Origin of the sequence: Streptomyces sp. NPDC021115 (assembly GCF_044333065.1) — a bacterium.
Classification (GTDB): Bacteria; Actinomycetota; Actinomycetes; order Streptomycetales; family Streptomycetaceae; genus Streptomyces.
The window spans coordinates 1-25607 of sequence record NZ_JBIRQF010000014.1 but is presented as its reverse complement, the minus strand read 5'-3'; the positions used below and the strand labels follow the sequence as shown (position 1 = coordinate 25607).

The following is a 25607-nucleotide window of genomic DNA, read 5'->3' as shown; positions in this document are numbered from 1 at the left end:
CGACCTGCGAAGACGGCCCGCTGTCAGTGGGGCGGTGCACGATGGGGGGCATGGCACGGTCGGCGCTGCACACATTCTCCCCGGCGACCCGAGGGTGGTTCACGGGCGCCTTCACCGCGCCCACGGCCGCGCAGGAAGGGGCGTGGCGGGCGATCGGCGAGGGGTCGGACGTGCTGGTGGTCGCCCCGACCGGCTCCGGCAAGACGCTGGCCGCGTTCCTGGCGGCGCTGGACCGGCTGGCCGCCGAGCCGCCGCCCGCCGAGCCCCGCAAGCGCTGCCGGGTGCTGTACGTGTCGCCGCTGAAGGCCCTGGCGGTGGACGTGGAGCGCAATCTGCGCAGCCCGCTCACCGGCATCCGGCAGGAGTCGGTGCGCCTCGGTCTCGCCGAGCCGGAGATCCGGGTGGGCACCCGCTCCGGTGACACCCCGGCCGCCGAGCGCCGCGCCCTGGCCACCCGCCCGCCGGACATCCTCATCACCACGCCCGAGTCGCTGTTCCTGATGCTCACCTCCGGCACCCGGGAGGCGCTGCGCGGGGTGGAGACGGTGATCCTTGACGAGGTGCACGCCGTCGCGGGCACGAAGCGCGGCGCGCATCTCGCGCTGTCCCTGGAGCGGCTGGACGAGCTGCTGGAGCGGCCCGCCCGGCGGATCGGCCTTTCGGCGACGGTGCGCCCGGTGGACGAGGTGGCGCGCTTCCTCTCGCCGCGGCGCACGGTGGAGATCGTCCAGCCGCCCTCGGGCAAGGAGTTCGACCTGTCGGTGGTCGTCCCCGTCGAGGACCTGGGAGAGCTGGGCGGCTCTCCGGCCCAGGACGGGCAGCCGGGCGAGAAGCCGTCGATCTGGCCGCATGTGGAGGAGCGGATCGCCGACCTCGTGCAGGCGCACCGGTCCACGATCGTCTTCGCCAACTCCCGTCGGCTGGCCGAGCGGCTGTGCAACCGGCTCAACGAGATCGCCTACGAGCGCGCCACCGGGGAGGCGCTGCCCGAGGACCACTCCCCCGCCGAGCTGATGGCCGAGGCCGGTGCGGCCCGTGGCGCACCCGCGCTGCTGGCCCGCGCGCACCACGGCTCGGTGTCCAAGGAGCAGCGGGCCCTGGTCGAGGAGGATCTGAAGGCGGGCCGGCTGCCCGCCGTGGTCGCCACCTCCAGCCTGGAGCTGGGCATCGACATGGGCGCGGTGGATCTGGTCGTCCAGGTCGAGTCGCCGCCCTCGGTGGCCTCCGGGCTCCAGCGGGTGGGCCGGGCCGGCCACCAGGTGGGCGCGGTCTCCACCGGTGTGGTGTTCCCCAAGTACCGCGGCGATCTGGTGCAGGCGGCGGTGGTCACCGAGCGGATGCGGGAGGGGGCCATCGAGTCGCTGCGGGTGCCCGCCAACCCGCTGGACGTGCTCGCCCAGCAGCTCATCGCCATGACCGCCATGGACAGCTGGGACGTGGAGGAGCTGCTGGCCCTGGTCCGCCGTGCCGCCCCGTTCGCCTCGCTTCCGGAGTCGGCGTACACCTCGGTCCTCGACATGCTCGCGGGCCGCTATCCCTCCGACGCCTTCGCCGAGCTGCGGCCGCGCCTGGTGTGGGACCGGGTCGCGCAGACGGTCACCGGGCGGCCGGGGGCGCAGCGGCTCGCGGTGACCTCCGGCGGCACCATCCCCGACCGCGGGCTGTTCGGCGTCTTCCTGGCGGGCGCGGACCCCAAGAAGGGCGGCGGCAGGGTCGGTGAGCTGGACGAGGAGATGGTCTACGAGTCGCGGGTGGGCGATGTGTTCACCCTCGGCACCACGTCCTGGCGGATCGAGGACATCACCCGCGACCGCGTCCTGGTCTCCCCCGCTCCCGGCGTCCCCGGCCGGCTCCCCTTCTGGAAGGGCGATCAGCTCGGCCGCCCGCTCGAACTCGGCCGGGCGCTGGGCGCGTTCCTGCGGGAGGTCGGCGCCCTCGCCCCCGAGAAGGCCCGGGAGCGGCTGCTGGCGGCCGGGCTCGACGCCTGGGCCGCCGACAATGTGATCGCGTACCTCGGCGAACAGCGCCAGGCCTGCGGCCATGTGCCGGACGACCGCACGATCGTGGTGGAGCGCTTCCGCGACGAGCTGGGCGACTGGCGCGTGGTGGTCCACTCCCCCTTCGGGGCGCAGGTCCACGCCCCCTGGGCGCTCGCGCTCGGCGCGCGGCTGTCCGAGCGGTACGGCATGGACGCCCAGGTGATGCACGCGGACGACGGCATCGTGCTGCGGCTGCCCGACGCGGACCTCATGGGCCTCGACCTGCTCGACGCGGACCCGATGCGGCAGGGCACCGAGTACGACGGCGAGCAGTCCCCCGTCGGCGCGGCCGATGTCGCCTTCGACCGGGGTGAGGTGTCCCAGATCGTCACCGACCAGGTCGGCGCCTCGGCCCTGTTCGCCTCCCGGTTCCGCGAATGCGCCGCCCGCGCCCTGCTGTTGCCCCGCCGCGATCCCGGCAAGCGCACCCCGCTGTGGCAGCAGCGTCAGCGCGCCGCCCAGCTCCTCCAGGTGGCGAGCGAGTTCGGTTCGTTCCCGATCGTCCTGGAGGCCGTCCGCGAATGCCTTCAGGACGTCTTCGACGTGCCCGGCCTCACCGAGCTGATGGGCGACATCGAGGCCCGGCGGGTGCGGCTGGTGGAGGTGACCACCCCGGAACCGTCCCCCTTCGCCCGCTCGCTGCTCTTCGGCTATGTGGCGCAGTTCCTGTACGAGGGCGACTCACCGCTGGCCGAGCGGCGCGCGGCGGCCCTCTCCCTCGACTCGCGGCTGCTGGCCGAGCTGCTGGGCCAGGCCGAGCTGCGCGAACTGCTGGACGCCGATGTCCTGGACGAGCTGGTGCGCGAGCTCCAGTGGCTCACCGAGGACCGCCGCGTCAAGGACGCCGAGGGCGTCGCCGATCTGCTGCGGCTGCTCGGCCCGCTCACCGGCACCGAGCTGGCCGAGCGCGGCGCCGACCCGGCGTGGGCGGAGGAGCTGGAGCGCGCCCGGCGCGCCATCCGGGTCCGCATCGCGGGCGAGGAGCGCTGGGCGGCCGTCGAGGACGCGGGGCGGCTGCGCGACGCGCTGGGCACGGCGCTCCCGGTCGGCGTCCCCGAGGCGTTCACCGAGCCCGTGGGCGACCCGCTCGGCGATCTCCTGGCCCGCTACGCCCGCACCCACGGCCCGTTCACCTCCGCCGAGGCGGCCACCCGGCTGGGCCTGGGCACGGCCGTCACCGACGGCGCGCTCCAGCGCCTGGCCGCGAGCGGCCGCGTCGTCCAGGGCGAATTCCATCCGGCGGGCACGGCGCACGAGTGGTGCGACGCCGCCGTGCTGCGCCGGCTGCGCCGCCGCTCGCTGGCGGCGCTGCGCCAGGAGCTGGAGCCCGTACCGCCCTCGGCACTCGCCGCCTTCCTCCCCCAGTGGCAGCATCTGGGCACCCACAGCCTGCGCGGCATCGACGGGCTGGTGCGCGCCATCGAGCAGCTCCAGGGCGCACCGGTCCCGGCCTCCGCCCTGGAGAAGCTCGTCCTGCCCTCCCGGGTCGGCGACTACAGCCCGACGATGCTGGACGAGCTGACCGCCGCCGGTGAAGTCGTCTGGGCCGGGGCGGGGGCGCTGCCCGGCAAGGACGGCTGGGTGAGCCTCCATCTCGCCGAGACCGCGCCGCTGCTCCTGCCCACCCCGCACCCCTTCGAGGCGGGGCCGCTCCACCAGGCCGTGCTGGACGCGCTGGCCGGGGGCTTCGGACTGTTCTTCCGGCAGATCGCCGAGCAGGTCAGGGCCGCGGGGCACGAGTTCCAGGACGCCCAGCTCGCCGAGGCCATCTGGGATCTGGCCTGGTCCGGCCGTCTCACCGGCGACACCCTGGCCCCGCTGCGCTCCCTGCTGGGCTCGGGCCGCACCGCGGGCGCCACCGCCCACCGCGCCAAGCGCACGGTCCCCCGCGGCCGGTACGGCACGCTGACCGGGCGCACCGGCCGCCCCACCGCCTCGCGCAGCGGACCCCCGACCGTCGCCGGACGCTGGTCGCTGCTGCCGGAGCGCGAGACCGAGCCCACTCACCGGGCGCACGCCCTGGCGCGCACCCTGCTGGACCGGCACGGCGTGGTCACCCGCGGGGCGGTCGCCGCCGAGGGGGTCGAGGGCGGCTTCTCCGCCGCGTACCGAGTGCTGTCCGCCTTCGAGGAGACCGGCCAGGCGCGCCGCGGCTACGTGGTGGAGGGGCTGGGCGCCGCGCAGTTCGCGATGGACGGCGCGGTCGACCGGCTGCGCGCGGTCAGCACGGCGCGCGACCGGGCGGCGGGCGCGGCCTTCGGCGGCGGGGCCGGTCTGGCCGGTCAGCCCGGTCTGGCTGGTCAGCCCGGCCAGGGCGGTCCGCCGGGGCAGGCGTCCCCGCGCACCGTCGTCCTCGCCGCCGCCGACCCCGCCAACGCGTACGGGGCGGCCCTCCCCTGGCCCGATCCGCCCGCGGGCGCGAACCACCGGCCGGGCCGCAAGGCGGGGTCGCTGGTGGTGCTGGTCGACGGCGAGCTGACGCTCTACATGGAGCGCGGCGGCAAGACCCTGCTCGCCTGGCCCGCGGGCGAGGCCGAGGCGGCGTCCCCGGAGGACGACGCCCGGCTGCGTACCGCGGTGGAGGCCCTGGCCCACTCCGCCCGCGCGGGCGCCCTCGGCTCGGTGACCGTCGAGCGGGTCAACGGCTCCGCGGCGCTGTCCTCGCCGATGGGCCGCGTCCTGGAGGCCGCGGGCTTCCACGCGACCCCGCGCGGCCTGCGGCTGCGCCCCTGAGGGGGCGGAGATGCCCGAGGGAGACACCGTCTGGCAGACCGCCCGGCGGCTGGACGAAGCGCTGGCGGGCCCGCCGCTCACCGGCTGCGATCTGCGGGTGCCCCGGCTGGCGACCGTCGACCTCACCGGCCGCCGGGTCCTCGAGGTGGTCGCGCGCGGCAAGCATCTGCTCACCCGGGTGGAGGGCGGGCTGACCCTCCACTCCCATCTGCGGATGGACGGCGCCTGGCTGGTGTACGGCCACGGCGAGCGCTGGCGCGGCGGCCCGCACCACCAGATCCGCGCCGTCCTGGCCACCGCCGAGCGCACCGCCGTCGGCTACCGCCTCCCGGTCCTGGAGCTGATGCGCACCGCGGACGAGGGCCGTGCGGTGGGCCACCTGGGGCCCGATCTCCTCGGCCCGGACTGGGATCCGGACGAGGCGCTGCGGCGGCTGCTCGCCGATCCGTCCCGCCCGGTGGGCGAGGCGCTGCTCGACCAGCGCAACCTGGCCGGGATCGGCAATGTGTACAAGTGCGAGCTGTGCTTCGTGCTGCGGATCCCGCCCTGGCTGCCGATCAGCCGCGTCCCCTCCCCCGAGCGTCTGGTGGCCCTCGCCAAGCGGCTTCTGGAGGCCAACCGGACGCGCCGGGCCCGGGTCACCACGGCGCATGCGCGCCCCGACCGGCGGCTGTGGGTGTACGGCCGCGCCGGGCGCCCCTGTCTGCGCTGCGGTACGCCGGTGCGCGCCACGGACCAGGGCCGCGCCGGGCAGGAGCGTACGACCTTCTGGTGTCCGGTGTGCCAGCCGGAGCCGCCCTCCCAGGACCGGCCAAAGTAATTGACGGTTCGTCAGATCCGGTCGTACCGTCGGCCCATGAGCGTCACGGCGTACGACCTCACCGGCCGCACCGCACTGGTCACCGGCGCCGCGAGCGGCATCGGCCGGGCCACCGCCGTCCTGCTGGCGGCGGCCGGGGCGGTCGTGCACTGCGCCGATCTGGACGAGATGGGCGCCCGGCGGACCGCGGAGCACATCACCTCCGGCGGCGGCAGCGCCCACGCCCACCCCCTGGACGTCACCGACCACGCGCAGGTGGCGGCCGTCGTCTCGGCCGCCGCCACGGCGGCCGTCCGCGCCGGGGGCCATCTCGCCGTGATGGCGGCCATCGCCGGGATCATGCACAGCAGCCCGGTGCTGGAGACCGCGGACGCCGACCTGGACCGGGTGCTGGCGGTCAACTTCAAGGGCGTGCTGTACGGCTGTCAGGAGGCGGCCCGCTCCATGATCGACCACGGCGCCGGGGGATCCATCGTCACCATGGCGTCCGGTGCGATCGACACCGGCGCCCCCGGACTGCTGTGCTACGGCGTCGCCAAGGCCGCCGTCGTCCAACTGACCCGTACCCTCGCCACCGAGGTGGGACCGCACGGCATCCGCGTCAACGCGGTCGCCCCCGGCTGGGTCCGTACGCCCATGACGCGGCGCGGCACCGCCGAGCAGCAGCGGCGCGCCGAGGCCCCCATGATCCGCCACGCCCCGCTGGGGCGGGTGGGCGAGCCCGAGGACGTCGCCCATGCGGTACTGCACCTCGCGTCGGACGCCTCCGCCTTCATGACGGGCCAGATTCTGCGCCCGAATGGCGGAGTCGCGATGCCCTGGTGATCCGGTCGCGCATCTTTCCGCGCCGGGGCGAGGGGCCGCAGTGCACGGGCAGCAGGCTCAGCCCCCAGCCGCCGATGACGAACGCCCCCTCGACCGGTCCGGCACCGCCCGGCTGCACCGCCAGCCGGAGCACGGACCACCACCACAGGCCGCCGAGAACGAGCGCGATCACCCATCGAACCGGCCTTCGGCGCAGGGTGCCGGCCCCTCCCACGGCTGCCATGCTGCCTCCTTCGGGCGACGCTAGACGCCTGTTCGCACGCGGCGGGAGGGCGCACAGGAGGCCCGTCAGCGCGTGTCGGACCCCCGCGCTCCCCCAGTGTGCCCAGCCGCACCGCGGGGCGCACCCAGAGCGGGGCACGCCCGCGGCGGGCCCATGAGCCGACGTCCGTCAGCTCGCAGACTGTGCGGCCATCGCCGGGCGGCGGGGGGCCTTGCCCCGGCGATGACCACACAGGGTGCGAGCGGAAGTACCGCCCCTGTCCTGTCTCGTCGCTCAGTGTCCGTTGACGTTCTCCGCCTGGAACATCCAGTGATGCTTCTCCAGGTCCCGGGTGAGCCCGATGAGAATGTCCTGCGTCACCGGATCCGGCTCGTCCGTCGCGGCGATGCGCTCACGCATGCGCGCGATCACGGCCCCCAGCGCGTCCACGAGCGCCCTCACGGCGTCCGTGTCCTGGGTCCAGCCCTCCTTGACGTTGCGGATGACGCTCTGCTTGGCCACCGTCTCGGCCCGTCCGTCCGGCGCTATCCCGAGCGCCGAGGCACGCTCCGCGACGGTGTCGGCGTGCGTCCTGGCCGTCGACACCACATCATCGAGCTGGAAGTGAACCGTGCGGAAACGCGGTCCGATGACCGTCCAGTGGATCTGCTTGCCCACCAGTGCGAGGTCGACGAGGTCGACGAGGGCGCCTTGCAGAGCGTCGCTGACGACCTTGAGGTTCTCCTCGGCGAGCGGGCTCTTGACCACAGACATCCACTTCCTCCTGTTCGACCGTTTAGCCCCCCTTGATTACCTCTCCACCAGTCAGGTGACCTGAAAGCCGCCGGTCAAACATCGAGCCCCCGACCGGTATCGCTACCGGCCGGGGGCTCGAAGAGCTTCCGCGCTGACGTCAGGGCTCGGGGCCCATGGGGCCGTCAGGCCGCCACGACGTCCACGGCCTCCTTGGGCTGCTTGATGGTCACCCGCTCGTCGGGGACGCCCGTCACCGAGGTGACGGACACCGAGTTGAGCATGGGCCGCATCGGTGCTGGCACCTTCTCGCTCGCCGTGGCCGACTCCGCCAGCTCCGCGAGCGACAGTTCGTCGCTGACCTCGCGCATGACCTGTGACATCCGTACGTCCAGGGCGTCGCAGATCGCCGACAGCAGCTCGGACGAGGCTTCCTTCTGCCCGCGCTCGACCTCTGACAGATAGCCGAGCGACACCCGGGCGGAGGAGGAAACCTCGCGCAGAGTACGGCCCTGGCGCTGGCGCTGCCGGCGCAGCACGTCACCCAGCAGGCGACGGAGCAGAATCATCGCTGGCTCCCTCCTCGGACCTCGGATCCGGATCCTTCTCGCCCCACCGTACCGCCTCTGGCTGTGCCCGTGCGGGGAGCGATGTCGTGTTCACTCAGGGCTGCAAACATCAAAATTCGCCGTGTTGTTCCGTATCCTGTGCCCCCGCTGTCGCGATCAATTCGCTGAACAGCAGCTTGACCGCCGCGCTGACGCTCTGTGCGCGGATTCCGGCCCGGTCCCCCTCCAGCCGCAGCGCCGCTGCCGCCGGTCTGTTCGAGGGCCCGGCGACCGCCACATGGACGGTGCCCACCGGCTGTCCGTCCTGCGGTGTGGGACCCGCCACACCGGTGGTCGCCACGCCCCAGTCGGCGCCCAGTGCGCGCCGTACGCCCCGGGCCATCTGCCGGGCGACCTCCGCGTCCACCGCCCCGCGCTCGGCCAGCAGCGCGCCGTCCACGCCCAGCAGCTCGCGCTTGAGGTCGGTGGCGTACGCGGTCACCGAGCCGCGGAAGGCGCGGGAGGCCCCGTCCACGGCGGTCAGCTCGGCGGCCACCAGGCCGCCGGTCAGGGACTCGGCGACGGCCACGGTCTGGCCGCGCCGCGTCAGCAGCGCCAGGACGTCGGCCGCACCGGCCCGAGCCGCATCGGCCCCGGCCGACGCCGTCTCGTCGCCGCTCATCGGGCCGGTTCCTGCTCGGGCTCCTCCCCCGCACCGCCGCTCTCCGCCGCGCGGCCCGCCCGGCGCAGCACCAGGGCCTGCCGTACGTAGTCGAGGCCGGTGAGGACGGTCAGGGCGACGGCCACGGCCATCACCCAGAACCGCAGCGTGGCCAGCGGCCCGGTGAGCACGAGGATGTACATCCCCACGGCCACGCCCTGGGCGAGGGTCTTCATCTTCCCGCCGCGGCTGGCCGGGATGACCCCGATCCGGATCACCCAGAACCGCATCAGGGTGATCCCCAGCTCACGGAAGATGATCACACCGGTCACCCACCATGGCAGATCGCCCAGGGCCGACAGACAGATCAGCGCCGCCCCCATGATCGCCTTGTCCGCGATGGGGTCCGCGATCTTTCCGAAGTCGGTGACCAGGTTGTACCGGCGGGCCAGATGCCCGTCGAACAGGTCGGTGATCATGGCGATGGCGAAGGCGGCCCAGGCATAGGCGCGCCAGGCCGGGTCGTATCCGCCGTTGTGGAGCATCAACAGGACGAAGCCGGGCACCAAGACCAGGCGCGCCATGGTGAGGATGTTGGCGATGTTCCACAATCCGGCAGGCCGGGCGGCCGCGGCGGCCCGGTGGTGGCTCCCCGCGGCGGAGGCCGGGACGCCTGTCATCTGGCCGCCTCCTCCGTATGCACGCCGCCGGCCCGCTGCTCCAGCGGTTCCAGCGGCTCCGCGACGAGGTCCACTCCCTCCGCCGCGATCACCTTCGCTTCGACCATACGTCCCGCGGCGGGCCGTGCCGACGTGCGGAGCAGGGTCTGCCCGTCGGTCTCGGGCGCCTGGTGGGCGGCCCGGCCCAGTACGGCGCCGGAGTCGTCGATCTCGTCCACCAGCACCGTGACGGTCTCGCCGAGCCGCTCGTCCGCCCGCTGGGCGGTCAGCTCCTCGGCGAGCCGCGAGATGTGCTCCAGCCGGTCGGCGACCTCGTCCGGGTCGACCTTTTCCTCGTAGCCCGCGGCCTCGGTGCCGTCCTCGTCCGAGTACCCGAACACGCCGATCGCGTCGAGCCGCGCCTCACTGATGAAACGCTCCAGCTCGGCCAGGTCGTCCTCGGTCTCGCCGGGGAATCCGACGATGAAGTTGGACCGGGCGCCTGCCTGCGGCGCCTTGCTTCTGATCGCCTCCAGCAGCTCCAGGAAGCGGTCGGTGTCACCGAAGCGGCGCATCCGGCGCAGCACGGCGGGCGCGGAGTGCTGGAAGGACAGGTCGAAGTACGGGGCGACCTTCTCGGTGGAGGTCAGCACGTCGATCAGCCCGGGCCGCATCTCGGCGGGTTGGAGGTAGCTGACCCGGATCCGCTCGATCCCGTCCACCGCGGCCAGCTCGGGCAGCAGCGTCTCCAGCAGCCGGATGTCGCCCAGGTCCTTGCCGTAGGAGGTGTTGTTCTCGGAGACCAGCATGATCTCCTTCACCCCCTGCTCGGCCAGCCAGCGGGTCTCACCCAGCACATCGGAGGGACGGCGGGAGATGAACGAGCCCCGGAAGGACGGGATGGCGCAGAAGGAGCACCGCCGGTCGCATCCGGAGGCGAGCTTCACGGAGGCGACGGGGCTGTTGCCGAGTCTGCGGCGCAGCGGGGCGCGCGGGCCGGAGGCCGGGGCGACACCGGCGGGCAGGTCCTCGGGCGGGGTGTCCTGGGCGTGGCCGGGCAGGGCCACGGCGGAGCTGTCCTGCCGCTCGGCGGGGCTGATCGGCAGCAGCTTCCGCCGGTCGCGGGGGGTGTGGGAGGCGTGGATGCCGCCGGAGAGGATGGTCTGCAACCGGCCGGAGATGTCGGCGTAGTCGTCGAAGCCGAGCACCCCGTCGGCCTCGGGCAGCGCCTCGGCCAGCTCCTTGCCGTACCGCTCGGCCATGCAGCCGACGGCCACGACCGCCTGGGTGCGGCCGTGGTCCTTCAGATCGTTCGCCTCCAGCAGGGCGTCGACCGAGTCCTTCTTGGCGGCCTCGACGAAGCCGCAGGTGTTGACGACGGCGACGTCGGCGTCGGTGGCTTGCTCGACGAGCTCCCAACCGTCCGCCGCCAAGCGGCCTGCGAGCTCCTCCGAGTCCACCTCGTTACGGGCGCAGCCAAGAGTGACAAGGGCGACAGTGCGGCGTTCGGGCATGGGCTCAGACTACTTTGTCGCAGCCCCGCCCTCCGCTGCCAGGTCTGCCACCCCCGTCGCCGGGCTGGTCAGCCCGCTTCGGGATCGCCCTTGGTGTAGCTCAGGCGCTGGACAGTGCCGCTGTCCCTGAGGTTCTTGACTTCCTTGCCGTTCACGAAGAGCTTGATCGCCCCGGCGTTGCCCAGCACCAGGTCGATGCGCTTGCTGTCGCTGAAGGTCTTGGACTGGCCCTTCCGCAGCACGCCCTCTTCCATCAGCCGCCCGTTGTGGTCCTGCGCGGAGATCCAGCTCTGGCCGTCTTCCGCGGTCAGCTTCACGGTGACCTTGTCCGCCGGGACGCCCGCGATGGCGCTCTCGGAGGGCTCGGGCTTCCGCTCGCCGGGCGACTTGCTGGGCGCGGCGCTGGGGCTCCTGGAGGTGGACGCGGTCGGCTTGGCGGAGCCGGTCTCGTCGGCGACCGAGGAGCCGTCGTTCTTGTCGCCACCACTGAAAAGCGTGAAGCCGACGAATCCGACGACGGCGACGATCGCGGCGACCATCGCGGCCGTCCAGTTCGGGCGGCGGGGTTCGGGGCGGATGCGTTCGGCGTCGAACAGCGGCGCCGCCGGGGTCGGCTCGGGCCGGCCGCCGTGCTCGGCGTCGAACTGGTTGATCAAGGCCGCCGGGTCGAGCCGGACGGCGCGCGCGAGCACACGAATGTGCCCCCGGGCGTACACATCCCCGCCGCAGCGGGAGAAGTCGTCCTGCTCGATCCCCTGCACTATGGGGACGCGCACCCGAGTGACGGAACTGACCTCGTCGACGGTCAGCCCCGCGGCGATGCGGGCCTGCTGGAGTGCGCGACCGACGGAAGGCCGGTCTTCTTCGGGGGAGTTGCCGTCTTCGAGAGCGTTGCCGATGGACACGGGGGCGCCTTTCGAGCGTGTAGCCACCTGCTGGAGGTTCAGTCTAGGGGTGGGGCGAAAGGGTCGGGCAAGCGGGAGGACGGAGTTTGTCCGCCATCGGGATTGACCTGTAACCAAGATCTTGGGACGTCACTCCGCCACCTCCCTCAACTTGACGTCTCGGCAGGGGAAACGGTTGCCCGCCATACCCTTACGAGTGAGCCTTACCGCGGATCACGTCGAGCACGCCATCCAATTCATCCGGCTTGACGAGCACATCGCGCGCCTTGGAGCCCTCGCTCGGGCCGACCACCCCGCGCGACTCCATGAGATCCATCAGCCGGCCCGCCTTGGCGAACCCCACCCGCAGCTTGCGCTGGAGCATCGACGTGGACCCGAATTGGGTGGAAACCACCAGCTCAGCGGCCTGGCACAGCAGATCGAGATCGTCGCCGATCTCCTCGTCGATCTCCTTCTTCTTCGCCGTCCCGACCGTGACGTCGTCCCGGAAGACCGGCGCCATCTGCTCCTTGCAGTGCGTGACGACCGCCTGGATCTCCTCCTCGGTCACGAACGCGCCCTGCATCCGGACCGGCTTGCTCGCGCCCATCGGCAGGAACAGCCCGTCGCCCTTGCCGATCAGCTTCTCGGCGCCCGGCTGGTCCAGGATGACCCGGCTGTCTGCCAGCGAGGAGGTGGCGAAGGCGAGCCGCGAGGGCACGTTCGCCTTGATCAGGCCGGTGACGACGTCCACGGACGGCCGCTGGGTGGCCAGCACCAGGTGGATGCCCGCCGCCCGGGCCAGCTGGGTGATCCGCACGATCGAGTCCTCGACGTCCCGCGGGGCGACCATCATCAGGTCCGCGAGCTCGTCGACGATCACCAGCAGATACGGATACGGCTTGAGTTCCCGCTCGCTGCCCTCGGGCTGCTTCACCTTTCCGGCGCGCACCGCGGCGTTGAAGTCGTCGATGTGACGGAAGCCGAACGCGGCGAGATCGTCGTACCGGAGATCCATTTCGCGGACGACCCATTGCAGGGCCTCGGCCGCGCGCTTGGGATTGGTGATGATCGGTGTGATCAGATGCGGAATGCCCTCGTACGCGGTCAGCTCCACGCGCTTGGGGTCGACCAGCACCATGCGTACGTCGTCCGGGGTCGCCCGCACCATGATCGATGTGATCAGGCAGTTGATGCACGACGACTTTCCGGAACCGGTCGCCCCGGCCACCAGCACATGCGGCATGGTCGCCAGGTTGTGCGCCACATAGCCGCCTTCGACGTCCTTGCCGAGCGCGACGACCATCGGATGCGTCTCGCCCCACGAGTCGGCCGAGCGCAGCACGTCCCCGACGTTGACCATCTCGCGGTCGCTGTTGGGGATTTCGATGCCGACCGCCGACTTGCCGGGGATCGGGCTGATGATCCGCACATCGGGGCTGGCGACGGCGTACGCGATGTTCTTGGTCAGCGCGGTGATCCGCTCGACCTTGACCGCCGGGCCCAGCTCGACCTCGTAGCGGGTGACCGTCGGACCGCGGGTGAAGCCGGTGACCGCGGCGTCCACCTTGAACTCCGAGAACACCTTCGACAGCGACTCCACCACCGCGTCGTTGGCGGCGCTGCGGGTCTTGCCGGGGCCGCCGCGCTCCAGCAGGTCGAGCGAGGGCAGGGAGTAGGTGATGTCGCCGGAGAGCTGGAGCTGTTCGGCGCGCGGCGGCAGCGGCTCGCCCGGCTCGTCGCTGGGCCGGGTGAGGTCGGGGACCTCGGCGCGCCCGGAGGCGGCGGAACCGTCCCCGCGGCCCTTCGCGCCCTTGCCCGCCGCGGGCTTGTCCGGCACGGCCTTGCCGGAGTCCCGCGATCCTGTGCCGGAGGTGTCGTCGTGGTCGTCGTGCTCGCCCGAGATGCCGCTGCTGAGCCCGGCGACGAGCGGTGAGGGCTGGACGCCGTGCAGCACCGCGCCGTCCAGCGAGGCGGCCGCGGCGGCCGCCACGTCCACGGCGTCCTTGGGGCGGTCCAGCGGCGGCTGGACGGACGACTGCCGGCGCGAGCGCCGACGCTTGCGCAGCGCCTCCTCCTCGGCCTGCTCGGGGTCGCTCGCGCCGTCCGCGGGATCTTTGTCCAGCGAGGTCCTGCGAGGCCGCCTGGCGGGCTTCTCGCGCCATTCGTCGGCGTACCCGTCGGCGGCGTCGCTGTCGTGGCCGTACGCCTGCTCCTCGTCGTGCACCAGGCCGAGCCGGACGCCGAGCGCCCGCAGCCGCTGCGGAATCGCGGCGACCGGTGTCGCGGTGACGACCAGCAGCCCGAAGACGGTGAGCAGCACCAGCAGCGGTACGGCCAGCACCTCGCCCATCGCGTAGATCAGCGGCTTGGAGACGGCCCAGCCGATCAGCCCGCCCGCGTCCTGGATCGCCGCGTCGCCCTGGCCGCGCCCGGGCGCGCCGCAGGCGATGTGGACCTGGCCGAGGATGCCGATCACCAGCGCGGACAGGCCGATGACGATCCGCCCGTTGGCCTCGGGGCGTTCGGGGTGGAGGAACAGCCGCCCGGCGATGGCGCCCAGGAGTATCGGCACCACCAGATCCAGGCGGCCGAAGGCGCCGGTGACGAGCATCTCGACCAGGTCGCCGACCGGCCCCTGAAGGCTGGACCAGGTCCCGGCCGCGACGATGAGGGCCAGGGCGAGCAGCAGCAGCGCGCTGCCGTCCTTGCGGTGGGCCGGGTCGAGCCCCTTCGCACCGCGCCCTATGGAACGGAACATCGCCGCGACGGCGCGCGCGAGGCCCATCCAGAGGGCGCGCGCGGCGCGGTACACGCCGCTGGTGGCGTAGGGCGCGGGCGATGGGGCGGCCTTGGCGGCCGCCTTCTTCTTCGGGGCCGCCTTCTTCGCGGGCGCGGCCGGCTTCTTGGCGGGCGCCTTCTTGGCCACCGCCTTCTTGGCGGGCGCCTTCTTCACCGCGCCTCCGGACTGCCCGGCGCGCTTCTTCGAGGTGCCCGCCGTGCTCTGGGAACCCTTGCCGGACGTACGAGAGGCCATGGGTGCGAGATTACCCGCGTCCGCCGTACGGAGCACGTATGGCAGGGGTATCCGGCGCCACCGGCGTCACACCCGTGTCGCATCCGGGCGCGGCACCGACCGGACGGTGAAGGGCGAGTGACAGGACGTCAACGGCCGGGTGGCCGTGCGGTGACGAGGAGACGTCCGCTAGTTCTGCGAGGGGACCTGACCGGCTCCGCTGCCCGCGCCGGGCTCCAGCGCGTCCAGCGCCCGGCGCAGACCGGTGAGCTTGCGCTCCAGATGGGCCGCGGTGGCCACGGCCGCCGCGTCGGCCGACTCGTCCAGCTGCTTGGACAGCGCCTCGGCCTGCTCCTCCACCGCGGCGAGCCGGGCGGACAGCTCGGCCAGCAGCCCCGCCGACTCCTTGTCACCGGCGGCCGGCTGGCCGCCCTCCAACTGGAGCCGCAGCAGGGAGGCCTGCTCCCGCAGCTGGCAGTTCTTCATGTACAGATCGACGAAGACCGAGACCTTCGCTCTGAGCACCCACGGGTCGAAGGGCTTGGAGATGTAGTCGACCGCGCCCGCCGCGTATCCGCGGAAGGTGTGGTGCGGGCCGTGGTTGATCGCGGTGAGGAAGATGATCGGGATGTCCCGGGTCCGCTCCCGCCGCTTGATGTGCGCCGCGGTCTCGAAACCGTCCATGCCCGGCATCTGGACGTCCAGCAGGATCACCGCGAAGTCGTCCGTCAGCAGCGCCTTGAGCGCTTCCTCCCCTGACGATGCCCGCACCAGGGTCTGATCGAGCGCGGAGAGAATGGCCTCCAGCGCCAGCAGATTCTCCGGCCGGTCATCGACCAGGAGGATCTTGGCCTTCTGCACCATGCCCCGTCCTCCTCGTCCCGGCTTGGGGTCTCCCCAGCTCGATGTGCTGGGGGAAGCACCGGGCGCCGCCCCAGGGGACGACTCCCTTGCGTCGCCCGTCCTTGTGCCGGTCATGGTAGCCGCACCCCGCTGTTCGCCACACCCTGTCACCGCGATGTCACTGTGCACGTAGCAGAAACGCGGTGGGAGACCAGAAGGTTCCCCGGTTCCCGCGTTCCCACACGTGTTCGGCGACAGTCAGTCAACACCACGGGGGCGCCCGGTGTCCCATCGGACACCCCCCTGCCTTTCACCTGGTCACTCATCCGACATCCACTGCTCCATCACCGTCAGGAGATGATCGGTGTCGACGGGCTTGGTGACATAGTCCGACGCGCCCGCGTCGATGCTCTTCTCCCGGTCGCCCTTCATCGCCTTCGCGGTGAGCGCGATGATGGGCAGCCCGGCGAACTGCGGCATCCTGCGGATCGCCGCCGTCGTGGCGTAACCGTCCATCTCCGGCATCATGATGTCCATCAGGACGAGCACCACATCGTCGTGCTGCTCCAGGACTTCGATGCCCTCCCGGCCGTTCTCGGCGTAGAGCACCTGAAGGCCGTGCTGTTCGAGCACGCTGGTGAGCGCGAAGACGTTACGGATGTCGTCGTCGACGATGAGCACCTTCTCACCGTGGAAGCCGCCCGTCGGCTCCGGGGCCACCAGATCCTGACCGCCCAGCATCCACGGCTCGGAGGTCTGCGCCTGACGGGCGCCGGTCCGGCTCCCGTTGCCGACTCCACCGACTCCACCGTTGCCTCCGCTCCGGCGGACCTCCGGCGCGGCCGTCCGCGGCTCGGACGCCTGTGACGGCTCCTGCTCGGTCCGCTGACGCCGCCGGAAGAGCCCGGCGGCGCCGCGGGTCCGCTGCGCCGTGGCGTCTGCGGTGACGTCGTGCTCGGGCTCCCGCTCGGCCGCGGCCCCCGACTCGTCGTCGTCCGCGTCCTCGGCCGGGTCGTACGCCTCCAGCGCGGGCGGGCCAGCGCTGCCCGGCGTGAGCTGCGGGTAGCCCTGCGGCGGCAGCTCGCTGGGGTACAGCGGCAGGTACAGCGTGAAGGTCGAGCCGCGGCCCGGCTCACTGGCCGCGTGGATCTCACCGCCGAGCAGCCGGGCGATCTCCCGGCTGATGGACAGGCCGAGGCCGGTGCCGCCGTACTTCCTGCTGGTGGTCCCGTCGGCCTGCTTGAACGCCTCGAAGATCACCCGCATCTTGCTCGCGGCGATGCCGATACCGGTGTCGGTGACCGAGAAGGCGATCATCTCGCCCTCCGGGTCGCGCAACGCGCCGTGCTCCAGCAGCTGTTCCCGGATGGCGTTGGGCACGTCCACCCCGGCCGGGCGGATGACCAGCTCCACGGCGCCGCCGTCGGTGAACTTCACCGCGTTGGACAGCAGGTTGCGGAGCACCTGGAGCAGCCGCTGCTCATCGGTGTGCAGCGTCGCCGGAAGCTCCGGCGAGACCCGGACGGAGAAGTCCAGGCCCTTCTCCGCGGTCAGCGGACGGAACGTGGCCTCCACGTAGTCGACGAGCTGGACCAGCGCGATCCGCGTCGGGCTGACGTCCATCTTGCCCGCCTCGACCTTCGACAGGTCGAGGATGTCGTTGATCAGCTGGAGCAGGTCGGAACCAGCCCCGTGGATCGTCTCGGCGAACTCCACCTGCTTCGGCGACAGATTGCCCTCGGCGTTGTCGGCGAGCAGCTTGGCGAGGATCAGCAGCGAGTTGAGCGGCGTGCGCAGCTCGTGCGACATGTTCGCCAGGAACTCGCTCTTGTAGCGCATCGACACCGCGAGCTGCTCGGCGCGCTCCTCCAGGACCTGCCGGGCCTCCTCGATCTCGGTGTTCTTGACCTCGATGTCGCGGTTCTGCCGGGCCAGCCGCTCGGACTTCTCCTCCAGCTCCGCGTTGGACGCCTGGAGCGCCTTCTGCCGGTTCTCCAGTTCAGCCGACCGTTCCCGCAGCTGCTCGGTGAGCTCCTGGGACTGCTTGAGCAGCACCTCGGTCTTGGTGTTGACGCTGATGGTGTTGACGCTGGTGCCGATCATCTCGGCGATCTGGTTGAGGAAGTCCTTCTGGATCTGTGCGAACGGCTGGAACGAGGCCAGCTCGATCACCCCGAGCAGCTGCCCCTCAAAGAGCACCGGCAGCACGATCACATGGGCCGGAGCCGCCTCTCCGAGCCCCGAGGCAATCTTGAGGTAGCCCGGCGGCACGTTCTCCACCAGGATCGGGCGCTTCTCCTCGGCGACCGTGCCGATGAGCGTCTCGCCCGGCCGGAAGGACGTGGGCATCGAGCCGATGGAGTAGCCGTAACTGCCGATCAGCCGCAGCTCCCAGCCCTCCTCTGCGGTGCTGTCCGCGACCACCTCGGTGCCGTCGCCGATCGGGACCGCCAGGAAGAACGCGCCGTGCTGGGCGGAGACCACCGGCGTCAGCTCACTCATGATCAGCCGGGCGACGTCCTCCAGGTCGCGCCGCCCCTGCATCAGACCGGAGATGCGGGCGAGGTTGCCCTTGAGCCAGTCCTGCTCCTTGTTGGCGAGGGTGGTCTCGCGCAGGTTGGCGATCATGGTGTTGATGTGGTCCTGGAGGACCTGGATCTCACCGGAGGCATCGACGTCGATCTTGAGGTTGAGATCGCCGCGGGTCACCGCGGTCGCGACCTCGGCGATGGCGCGCACCTGACGGGTCAGGTTCCCGGCCATCTCGTTCACCGACTCGGTGAGGTCCTTCCAGGTGCCCGCCACGTCCCGCACCCGGGCCTGACCGCCCAACTGCCCCTCGGTGCCCACCTCACGGGCCACCCGGGTGACCTGGTCGGCGAAGGACGACAGCTGGTCCACCATCGTGTTGATCGTGGTCTTGAGTTCGAGGATCTCGCCCCGCGCCTCGATGTCGATCTTCTTGGTCAGGTCACCCTGGGCGATGGCCGTGGTGACCATCGCGATGTTCCGCACCTGTCCGGTCAGGTTGGACGCCATCGAGTTCACGGACTCGGTGAGGTCCTTCCACGTACCCGACACGCCCGGCACCCGTGCCTGGCCGCCCAGGATGCCGTCCGTGCCCACCTCGCGCGCCACGCGGGTGACCTCGTCCGCGAACGAGGACAGCGTCGTCACCATCGTGTTGACGGTGTCGGCCAGAGCCGCGACCTCGCCGCGCGCCTCGACCGTGACCTTCTTCGTCAGATCGCCGTTGGCGACCGCGGCCGAGACCTGCGAGATGTTGCGCACCTGGATGGTCAGGTTATTGGCCATCAGGTTCACGTTGTTGCTGAGGTCCTTCCAGATGCCGGTCACGCCCGGCACCCGGGCCTGACCGCCCAACTGGCCTTCCGTGCCCACCTCACGGGCCACCCGGGTGACCTGCTCGGCGAACGACGACAGCTGGTCCACCATGGTGTTCACCGTGGTGACCAGCTCCAGGATCTCGCCCTTGGCGTCCACCGTGATCTTCTTCGACAGGTCGCCCTTGGCTACCGCCGTCGTCACCTCGGCGATCGAACGCACCTGGGACGTCAGGTTGTTGGCCATGCCGTTGACGGACTGGGTCAGGTCCTTCCAGGTGCCGGAGACCCCCTGCACCTCGGCCTGACCGCCCAACTGACCCTCGGTGCCGACCTCGCGGGCGACCCTGGTGACCTCCTCCGCGAAGGACGACAGCTGGTCGACCATCGTGTTGAGGGTGTTCTTCAGCTCCAGGATCTCGCCCCGGGCATCGACGTCGATCTTCTGCGAGAGGTCACCGCGCGCGACCGCCGTGGCGACCTGCGCGATGTTACGGACCTGGGCGGTCAGGTTGCCCGCCATGCCGTTCACCGAGTCGGTCAGATCGCGCCAGACGCCCGCGACACCGGGCACCTGCGCCTGACCGCCCAGCCGGCCGTCCGTACCCACCTCGCGGGCGACCCGGGTCACCTGCTCGGCGAAGTCGGACAGCTGGTCGACCATCGTGTTGATGGTGTTCTTCAGCTCCAGGATCTCGCCGCGCGCGTCCACCTCGATCTTCTGCGACAGATCGCCGCGGGCGACCGCCGTGGTCACCTGGGCGATACCCCGCACCTGCGAGGTCAGGTTCCCCGCCATCGAGTTGACGGAGTCGGTCAGGTCCTTCCAGGTGCCGCTGACTCCGTCCACCCGGGCCTGACCGCCCAGCCGGCCCTCGGTGCCCACGTCCCGCGCCATGCGGGTGACCTGGTCGGCGAACGAGGAGAGCTGATCCACCATCGTGTTGACGGTGTTCTTCAGTTTGAGCATCTCGCCGGAGACGTCGACGGTGACCTTCTGCGACAGGTCGCCGTTCGCCACCGCGGTCGTCACCTGCGCGATGTTGCGCACCTGCCCGGTGAGGTTGCGGAACGCGGTGTTCACCGAATCGGTCAGGTCCTTCCACGTACCCGCCGCACCCGGCACCTGCGCCTGACCGCCCAGTTCACCCTCGACACCGATCTCCCGGGCCACCCGGGTCACCTCGGCGCCGAAGGACTGGAGCTGATCCACCATCGTGTTGACGGTGTTCTTCAGCTCCAGCATCTCCCCGGCCACGTCCACGGTGACCTTCTGCGACAGGTCGCCGTTCGCTACCGCGGTCGTCACCTGCGCGATGTCCCGCACCTGCGCCGTCAGGTTACGGAACGCGGTGTTCACCGAATCGGTCAGGTCCTTCCACGTACCCGCCGCACCCGGCACCTGCGCCTGACCGCCGAGCAGCCCCTCGGCGCCGACCTCGCTTGCCACCCGCGTGACCTCGTCCGCGAAGGTGCGCAGCGTCTCCGTCATCGTGTTGATCGTGTCGGCGAGCTGGGCGACCTCGCCGCGTGCGCTCACCGTCACCTTCTGCGACAGATCACCGTTGGCGACCGCTGTCGTGACCTGGGCGATCCCGCGCACCTGGGCGGTGAGGTTCCCGGCCATCAGGTTGACGGAGTCCGTCAGGTCCTTCCAGACGCCCGCGACGCCCGGCACCTTCGCCTGACCGCCCAGTTCACCCTCGGTGCCCACCTCGCGGGCGACCCGCGTCACCTCGGCGGCGAACGAGGAGAGCTGGTCCACCATCGTGTTGACGGTCTCCTTCAGCTCCAGCATTTCGCCGGACACATGGACGGTGACCTTCCGGGAGAGGTCACCCTTGGCCACCGCCGTGGTCACCAGGGCGATGTCCCGCACCTGGGCGGTGAGCCGGGAGGCCATCGTGTTGACGGACTCGGTGAGGTCCTTCCACGAACCCGACATGCCGCGCACCCGGGCCTGACCGCCCAGCTTGCCCTCGGTGCCGACCTCGCTCGCGACTCTCGTCACCTCGTCGGTGAACGCCGAAAGCTGATCCACGAGCCCGTTGACGGTGCGCCCCACCTTCAGGAACTCACCGCGCAGCGGATGCGCCGACCCGTCAGCACCCTGGGCCCGCAGGTCCATGCGCTGCTCCAGGTCGCCCTCGGCGACCGCGGACAGCACACGGCCCACCTCGGACACCGGCCGCACAAGATCGTCCACCAAGGCGTTGGACGCGTCAATAGCCGCCGCCCACTGACCCTCACAGGCGCCGGTCTCCAGCCGCTCGGTGAGCTTTCCCTCACGGCCGACCACCCGCCGCACCCGGGTCAGCTCGCCCGTGAGCTGCAAATTCCGGTCCGCGACCTCGTTGAAGACCGCGGCGATCTCGGACATGACGCCCTCGCCCGAGACCGTCAGCCGCTTGCGGAAGTTACCGTCCCGCATCGCCGTCATCGCGGTCAGCAGCCGGTTCAGGGCCGCCGTATCCACTTCGGTCGTCCCATTGCTCCGGGACCGTCCGCCTTTCGCGCGCGTATTCGTGCCCCGCGCCGCTGCGCCAGACTCCACCGTGTCCCTCCCGCAGGGTTGACCATCCTCGTCGGGTTCTTCTTCCAGCTTGCCCAGTGTTTCACCATGGCCCAACCAGGCCATAACAGTTCGGCAGCATCGCATACCGGCGCCAGCCCCCTCCGGGTGGAATCACGGCGGACCGGCATTCGCGGGGGCGGTTGAGGTAAGTAACCTGGCATCCGGCCAGGCATCGGAGGGGCGCTGCGACATGGGTGAGCAGATCGCCGAGACACATATGAGGAGACCTGTGATCACCGCGCGGGCAGCCGCCACCTTCGAGCCGGTGGGACGCTCGGTCGCCGCCGCCCGCACCTTTGTCCGGGACACCCTCCAGGGCTGGGGCCTGACCGACATCGTGGACGACGCGGTCGTCCTGACCAGCGAACTTGTCACCAACGCGGTGGTGCACGCCGGCACCACCGCCGATGTCGTCTGCATCCGCGCGGACACCGGGGTCCGCGTCGAGGTCGCCGACCGCTACCCCGAACGGGAAGTTCCGCTCCAGAGCAACGGCGGCCATCACTTCGGCAGCCCTGATCGCGAGGGCGGACGCGGTCTGCTACTGTGCGCCGCACTCGCCGCCCGCTGGGGTGTCGAATATACGGCGACCCACAAGCAGGTCTGGTTCCAGCTCGACTTCCCCGAGCGTCCGGCCGGTACGAGGGCCGCCGGGCCCGCGCTGCCCTCCAGCGCCCTGCCGATCGCCGACTCCCGGGTCCGGGTCGCGGTGGTCCAGGTCGACAGCGACGGCCTGATCAGCGCCTGGAACGACGACGCTCAGGAACTGTTCGGCTACAGCCCGGAACAGATCGTCGGCAAGCCCCTCACCGACCTCGCCGCCTGGCCGCACACCCCCGGCACCAGCACCGGCGTCGCCGAGGCGCTCCAGCTCTCCCGCTGGGAGGGCTCGTACGGCATCCGTGGCGCCGACGGCCGGGTCTCCCCCGTCTACGCCTCCCACCTGCGCATCCGCGATGCCGACGGCGCCCCCTCCACCGTCTGTCTGCTCGTCCGCGACCGCGAGCGCGCCGTGCTCCAGAGCCCGATGCGCGGCGCCGCGGCCGACACCTCCGATGCCTCCGAGCGCGGCCCGGCCAGCGACGCCTTCGAGGTCTTCATCGGCTCGCCCGCCCCCGACGACCTCGACGGGCTCCTCCAGCGCACCGTCGAACGCGCCCGCGACATGCTCGACGGGGACGCCGCCTATCTGCTGCTCGCCACCGACGACGAGACCGAGCTGGAGGTGCGCGCCTCCACCGGCCTGCCGTCCGCCCGGCAGCGCTTCGCCCGCGTCCCCGTCGAAGCGGGCACCGGGCGCTACGGGTCGGCCCGGATGCCCGCCGTCCACGAGGACCTGTCCGCCGTTCCCGGCGCGGTGCCGCTGCTGGTCAACACCGGTATGCGCTCGGTCGTCACGGTCCCACTCAAGGTCGAGGGGCGGCTCACCGGCTCGCTCGGCGTCGCCGCCGAGGCCCCCGGCCGCTACAGCAACGAGGAGGCGCTGCGGCTCCAGTTCGCGGCCGACCGCATCGCGCTCGCCGTCGAACGCGCCCGCCTCACCGAGCTGGAGCGGCTGCGCCGCGGCTCGCTGTCGTTCCTCGTCGAGGCATCCGATCTCCTCGCGGGCACGCTCGACCGCGATCAGACACTGGCTCTCATGGCACAGATGACGGTGCCCACCCTGGCCAGCTGGTGCGCCGTCTATACGGTCGCCGACCAGGCGTCCGACCCGGAGCTGTCGTACGTCCTGCATGAGGACGAGGACCGGATCGACGGGCTCAAGGCCCTGCTCACCAAGATCGACCCACCGGAGCAGGTGCCCACCGGCGGCGCCCGCGGCTGGACCGGCCCCTACGAGGCGGCCCACGCGGCCGCGCTGCGCACCTCGCTGCGCAGCCTGAGCCTCGGCGACTCCGCCCGGCCCTCCTCGGGCCCGGGCGCCTCGCTCGCGACCGCGTCCGCCGTCGGCGGCGAGACGGTCGTCCTGCCGCTGGTGGCCCGCAACCGCGTCATCGGCATGCTCACCCTCGGCAAGCCCACCGACGAGCACTTCCGCCAGGAGAACCTGGAGCTGGCCGAGGACCTCTCCCGCCGGGCGGCGCTCGCGCTCGACAACGCGCGGCTCTACTCGGAGCGCACCGCCATCAGCCAGTCCCTCCAGCGCAGCCTGCTGCCGCCGGAGCCGCTTCCGGAGATCACCGGCGGTGTCGAGGTCGAGGTCATCTACCGCGCGGCGGGCGAGGGCAACGAGGTCGGCGGCGACTTCTACGACCTCTTCCCGATCAACGACAGCGCGTACGGCTTCGCCATCGGCGACGTCTGCGGCACCGGCCCGGAGGCCGCCGCGGTCACCGGTCTCGCCCGGCACGCGCTGCGGCTGCTCGCCCGGGAGGGCTTCGGCGGTCCGGCGGTCCTGGAGCGGCTCAACGCGGCGATCCTCGACGAGGGCGCCCGCAGCCGCTTCCTCACCCTCCTCTACGGCGAACTGTGGCCGCAGCAGGACGGCAGCGCCGTACTCAAGGTCGTCTGTGCGGGCCATCCGCTGCCGCTCCGGCTGCGCCAGGACGGCTCCGTCGAGGCGGCGGCCGAACCGCAGCCGCTGCTCGGCGTGCTGGAGGACCTGGAGCTGTACGAGCAGACGGTGACGCTCGACCCCGGCGACGTCCTGCTGTGCGTCACCGACGGGGTGACGGAGCGGCGCGAGGGCACCAGGATGCTCGGCGACGACGGGCTGATCGACGTCCTCACCACCTGCACCGGGCTCAACGCGGGAGCGGTGGCCGCCCGGGTGCTGCGCGCGGTCGAGCGGTTCGCGGCCGAACCGCCGTCCGACGACATGGCGATCCTGGCGATGCGCGTCCCGGAGACGCAGGACGCCTGAGCGGCACGGCCGGGGCGCCCATGGTGCCCCGGCTCCCCCGATCGGCTTTCCGCACGTCTTCTTTCAACTTCTCTCAACACGACGAAGGCCCCCGCCAATTGGCGGGGGCCTTTCGCAGGAGAGCCCCAATACGGAATCGAACCGTAGACCTTCTCCTTACCATGGAGACGCTCTGCCGACTGAGCTATTGGGGCGCGCGGCAACGGGATAGATCATACCCGAACTCGAGTGCGCTCTCGACCACCCGCCCCGTCAGCCGCTCAGGCCGCTGACTGCAACAGTCCTCCCAGTGCGTTGCAGGCCGAGACCACGCGCTGCAACTCCCGCCGGGACATGGCCGGGTCGACGGGAAGGGCGAGGCATTCGTCGGCCGCCCGCTCCGTCTCCGCGAGCCACAGATCGCGCCGGAAGCGCGCCGTACGGTGCGCCGGGGTCTGAATGGGCACGTGGCATACGACGCCGCGAGAGCGCAGCGTACGGGCGAACGCGTCGCGGTCCGGGCGCCCGTTGCCCGGCACCCTCACGACGTACTGCTGATAGGTGTGTTCCATGCCGGGCCTGGACTCGGGGGTGACGACCCCGCGCAACTTTCCGTTCAGATACGCCGCGTTGGCCTGGCGGCGCAGGATCTCGTCGGCCGGCTCGTAGACGGCGCCGTGTGCGATCACCCGCACGCCGTGCAGCTGCCCCAGCGCGGTGAGACCCACCATGTCGGCCGGGTGTCCGAAGGTGTGTACGGCCACGATGGCCGCGGTGCGGGGCGTCAGCGCCTCGGCCACGGCGTCCGGGTGTATGCAGAAGGTCTGGGCGTCGATGTCCACGAACACCGGCCGCGCGCCGGCGAGGAGGACCGCCTCCGCCGCTTCGGGTGTGCCGTAGGACGGCACGATCACCTCGTCGCCCGGCCGTACGCCCGCCCGGGTCAACTCACGCCACAACTCATCCGTTGGAGTCCCCATGAACGGCATGTTGCCCACGCAACATGAACACCGAGTGGCCCGCAACACAACAAAAAGAGAGGCCTGTCGGGAACCGAAGTTCCGACAGGCCTCTCTCTAAAATTTGTTCGGCGGCGTCCTACTCTCCCACAGGGTCCCCCCTGCAGTACCATCGGCGCTGAAAGGCTTAGCTTCCGGGTTCGGAATGTAACCGGGCGTTTCCCTAACGCAATGACCACCGAAACACTATGAAACAAACAAACCGGAATGGACACAGTTCGTTATTTCAGAACCAACACAGTGGACGCGAGCAACTGAGGACAAGCCCTCGGCCTATTAGTACCAGTCAACTCCACCGGTCACCCGGCTTCCATATCTGGCCTATCAACC

15 protein-coding genes, 1 tRNA gene and 1 rRNA gene are annotated in these 25607 nt (G+C 71.4%); 4 read left to right on the top strand and 13 right to left on the bottom strand.

The genetic code is table 11. From position 1 onward, the window contains the following. The first annotated feature begins 50 nt into the window (after positions 1-50). From ACH4TL_RS32555 to ACH4TL_RS32545, 3 genes are read left to right on the top strand one after another with little or no spacing between them, the layout of a single operon-like run. The gene (locus ACH4TL_RS32555; protein WP_398323668.1) at positions 51-4772 is read left to right on the top strand and encodes an ATP-dependent helicase; all 4722 of its coding nucleotides are present in this window, start codon (positions 51-53) and stop codon (positions 4770-4772) included. A gap of 10 nt (positions 4773-4782) precedes the next feature. Further along, the gene (locus tag ACH4TL_RS32550; protein WP_398323670.1) at positions 4783-5592 is read left to right on the top strand and encodes an Fpg/Nei family DNA glycosylase; all 810 of its coding nucleotides are present in this window, start codon (positions 4783-4785) and stop codon (positions 5590-5592) included. Between the two features lie 36 nt (positions 5593-5628). Further along, on the top strand, positions 5629-6417 hold the full coding sequence (locus tag ACH4TL_RS32545; protein WP_398323672.1) for an SDR family NAD(P)-dependent oxidoreductase: 789 nt from the start codon (positions 5629-5631) through the stop codon (positions 6415-6417). Here ACH4TL_RS32545 and ACH4TL_RS32540 read toward each other — a convergent pair. The 10 genes from ACH4TL_RS32540 to ACH4TL_RS32495 form a co-directional block, all read right to left on the bottom strand. Next, entirely contained in the window at positions 6365-6640 is a 276-nt protein-coding gene (locus tag ACH4TL_RS32540; protein ID WP_398323674.1) for a hypothetical protein, read from the bottom strand. The genes ACH4TL_RS32545 and ACH4TL_RS32540 overlap by 53 nt on opposite strands. A gap of 273 nt (positions 6641-6913) precedes the next feature. Further along, the gene (locus ACH4TL_RS32535; protein WP_398323676.1) at positions 6914-7393 is read right to left on the bottom strand and encodes a Dps family protein; all 480 of its coding nucleotides are present in this window, start codon (positions 7391-7393) and stop codon (positions 6914-6916) included. Between the two features lie 164 nt (positions 7394-7557). Then, a complete protein-coding gene (locus tag ACH4TL_RS32530) occupies positions 7558-7941 on the bottom strand; it encodes a helix-turn-helix domain-containing protein (protein ID WP_398323678.1) in 384 nt (127 codons plus the stop codon). Positions 7942-8050: 109 nt separating this feature from the next. Further along, the gene (locus ACH4TL_RS32525; RefSeq protein WP_398323680.1) at positions 8051-8602 is read right to left on the bottom strand and encodes a CinA family protein; all 552 of its coding nucleotides are present in this window, start codon (positions 8600-8602) and stop codon (positions 8051-8053) included. Then, the gene (gene pgsA / locus ACH4TL_RS32520) at positions 8599-9261 is read right to left on the bottom strand and encodes a CDP-diacylglycerol--glycerol-3-phosphate 3-phosphatidyltransferase (protein WP_398323682.1); all 663 of its coding nucleotides are present in this window, start codon (positions 9259-9261) and stop codon (positions 8599-8601) included. Before pgsA ends, ACH4TL_RS32525 begins: the two co-directional genes overlap by 4 nt. After that, positions 9258-10754 carry a 30S ribosomal protein S12 methylthiotransferase RimO gene (rimO, locus tag ACH4TL_RS32515; RefSeq protein WP_398323684.1) on the bottom strand — a complete coding sequence of 499 codons (1497 nt, stop codon included), beginning with the start codon at positions 10752-10754 and terminating at the stop codon, positions 9258-9260. The genes pgsA and rimO overlap by 4 nt, the downstream gene beginning before the upstream one ends. A 68-nt stretch (positions 10755-10822) precedes the next feature. Next, positions 10823-11659 carry a helix-turn-helix domain-containing protein gene (locus ACH4TL_RS32510; protein WP_398323686.1) on the bottom strand — a complete coding sequence of 279 codons (837 nt, stop codon included), beginning with the start codon at positions 11657-11659 and terminating at the stop codon, positions 10823-10825. A 190-nt stretch (positions 11660-11849) separates the two neighbouring features. Beyond that, positions 11850-14675, bottom strand: coding sequence for a DNA translocase FtsK (locus ACH4TL_RS32505; RefSeq protein ID WP_398323688.1), 2826 nt, complete (start codon positions 14673-14675; stop codon positions 11850-11852). 168 nt (positions 14676-14843) lie between these two features. Continuing rightward, positions 14844-15518: a two-component system response regulator gene (locus ACH4TL_RS32500; RefSeq protein ID WP_009714629.1), complete on the bottom strand. Its 675-nt coding sequence runs from the start codon at positions 15516-15518 to the stop codon at positions 14844-14846. A gap of 297 nt (positions 15519-15815) precedes the next feature. After that, complete coding sequence (locus tag ACH4TL_RS32495; RefSeq protein ID WP_398323691.1) at positions 15816-21395, bottom strand: HAMP domain-containing protein; 5580 nt, start codon at positions 21393-21395, stop codon at positions 15816-15818. A 250-nt stretch (positions 21396-21645) separates the two neighbouring features. On the opposite strand from ACH4TL_RS32495, the gene ACH4TL_RS32490 reads away from it, so the two are divergent. Further along, positions 21646-24279 (top strand): SpoIIE family protein phosphatase, encoded by a 2634-nt coding sequence (locus ACH4TL_RS32490; protein WP_398323710.1) that lies wholly within the window; start codon positions 21646-21648, stop codon positions 24277-24279. 121 nt (positions 24280-24400) lie between these two features. Here the strand turns inward: ACH4TL_RS32490 and ACH4TL_RS32485 are convergent. The 3 genes from ACH4TL_RS32485 to rrf form a co-directional block, all read right to left on the bottom strand. Beyond that, positions 24401-24473, bottom strand: a tRNA-Thr gene (locus tag ACH4TL_RS32485). 66 nt (positions 24474-24539) lie between these two features. Continuing rightward, the gene (locus tag ACH4TL_RS32480; RefSeq protein WP_398323693.1) at positions 24540-25238 is read right to left on the bottom strand and encodes a DegT/DnrJ/EryC1/StrS family aminotransferase; all 699 of its coding nucleotides are present in this window, start codon (positions 25236-25238) and stop codon (positions 24540-24542) included. A 105-nt stretch (positions 25239-25343) separates the two neighbouring features. Further along, a 5S ribosomal RNA gene (gene rrf / locus ACH4TL_RS32475) occupies positions 25344-25460 on the bottom strand. Between the last annotated feature and the right edge of the window lie 147 nt (positions 25461-25607).

Excerpts from the sequence above, each read along its gene's own strand:
- ACH4TL_RS32555 (WP_398323668.1), top strand. The coding sequence starts at position 51 with ATGGCACGGTCGGCGCTGCACACATTCTCCCCGGCGACCCGAGGGTGG.
- ACH4TL_RS32550 (WP_398323670.1), top strand. The coding sequence starts at position 4,783 with ATGCCCGAGGGAGACACCGTCTGGCAGACCGCCCGGCGGCTGGACGAA.
- ACH4TL_RS32545 (WP_398323672.1), top strand. The coding sequence starts at position 5,629 with ATGAGCGTCACGGCGTACGACCTCACCGGCCGCACCGCACTGGTCACC.
- ACH4TL_RS32540 (WP_398323674.1), bottom strand. The coding sequence starts at position 6,640 with ATGGCAGCCGTGGGAGGGGCCGGCACCCTGCGCCGAAGGCCGGTTCGA.
- ACH4TL_RS32535 (WP_398323676.1), bottom strand. The coding sequence starts at position 7,393 with ATGTCTGTGGTCAAGAGCCCGCTCGCCGAGGAGAACCTCAAGGTCGTC.
- ACH4TL_RS32530 (WP_398323678.1), bottom strand. The coding sequence starts at position 7,941 with ATGATTCTGCTCCGTCGCCTGCTGGGTGACGTGCTGCGCCGGCAGCGC.
- ACH4TL_RS32525 (WP_398323680.1), bottom strand. The coding sequence starts at position 8,602 with ATGAGCGGCGACGAGACGGCGTCGGCCGGGGCCGATGCGGCTCGGGCC.
- pgsA (WP_398323682.1), bottom strand. The coding sequence starts at position 9,261 with ATGACAGGCGTCCCGGCCTCCGCCGCGGGGAGCCACCACCGGGCCGCC.
- rimO (WP_398323684.1), bottom strand. The coding sequence starts at position 10,754 with ATGCCCGAACGCCGCACTGTCGCCCTTGTCACTCTTGGCTGCGCCCGT.
- ACH4TL_RS32505 (WP_398323688.1), bottom strand. The coding sequence starts at position 14,675 with ATGGCCTCTCGTACGTCCGGCAAGGGTTCCCAGAGCACGGCGGGCACC.
- ACH4TL_RS32500 (WP_009714629.1), bottom strand. The coding sequence starts at position 15,518 with ATGGTGCAGAAGGCCAAGATCCTCCTGGTCGATGACCGGCCGGAGAAT.
- ACH4TL_RS32480 (WP_398323693.1), bottom strand. The coding sequence starts at position 25,238 with ATGGGGACTCCAACGGATGAGTTGTGGCGTGAGTTGACCCGGGCGGGC.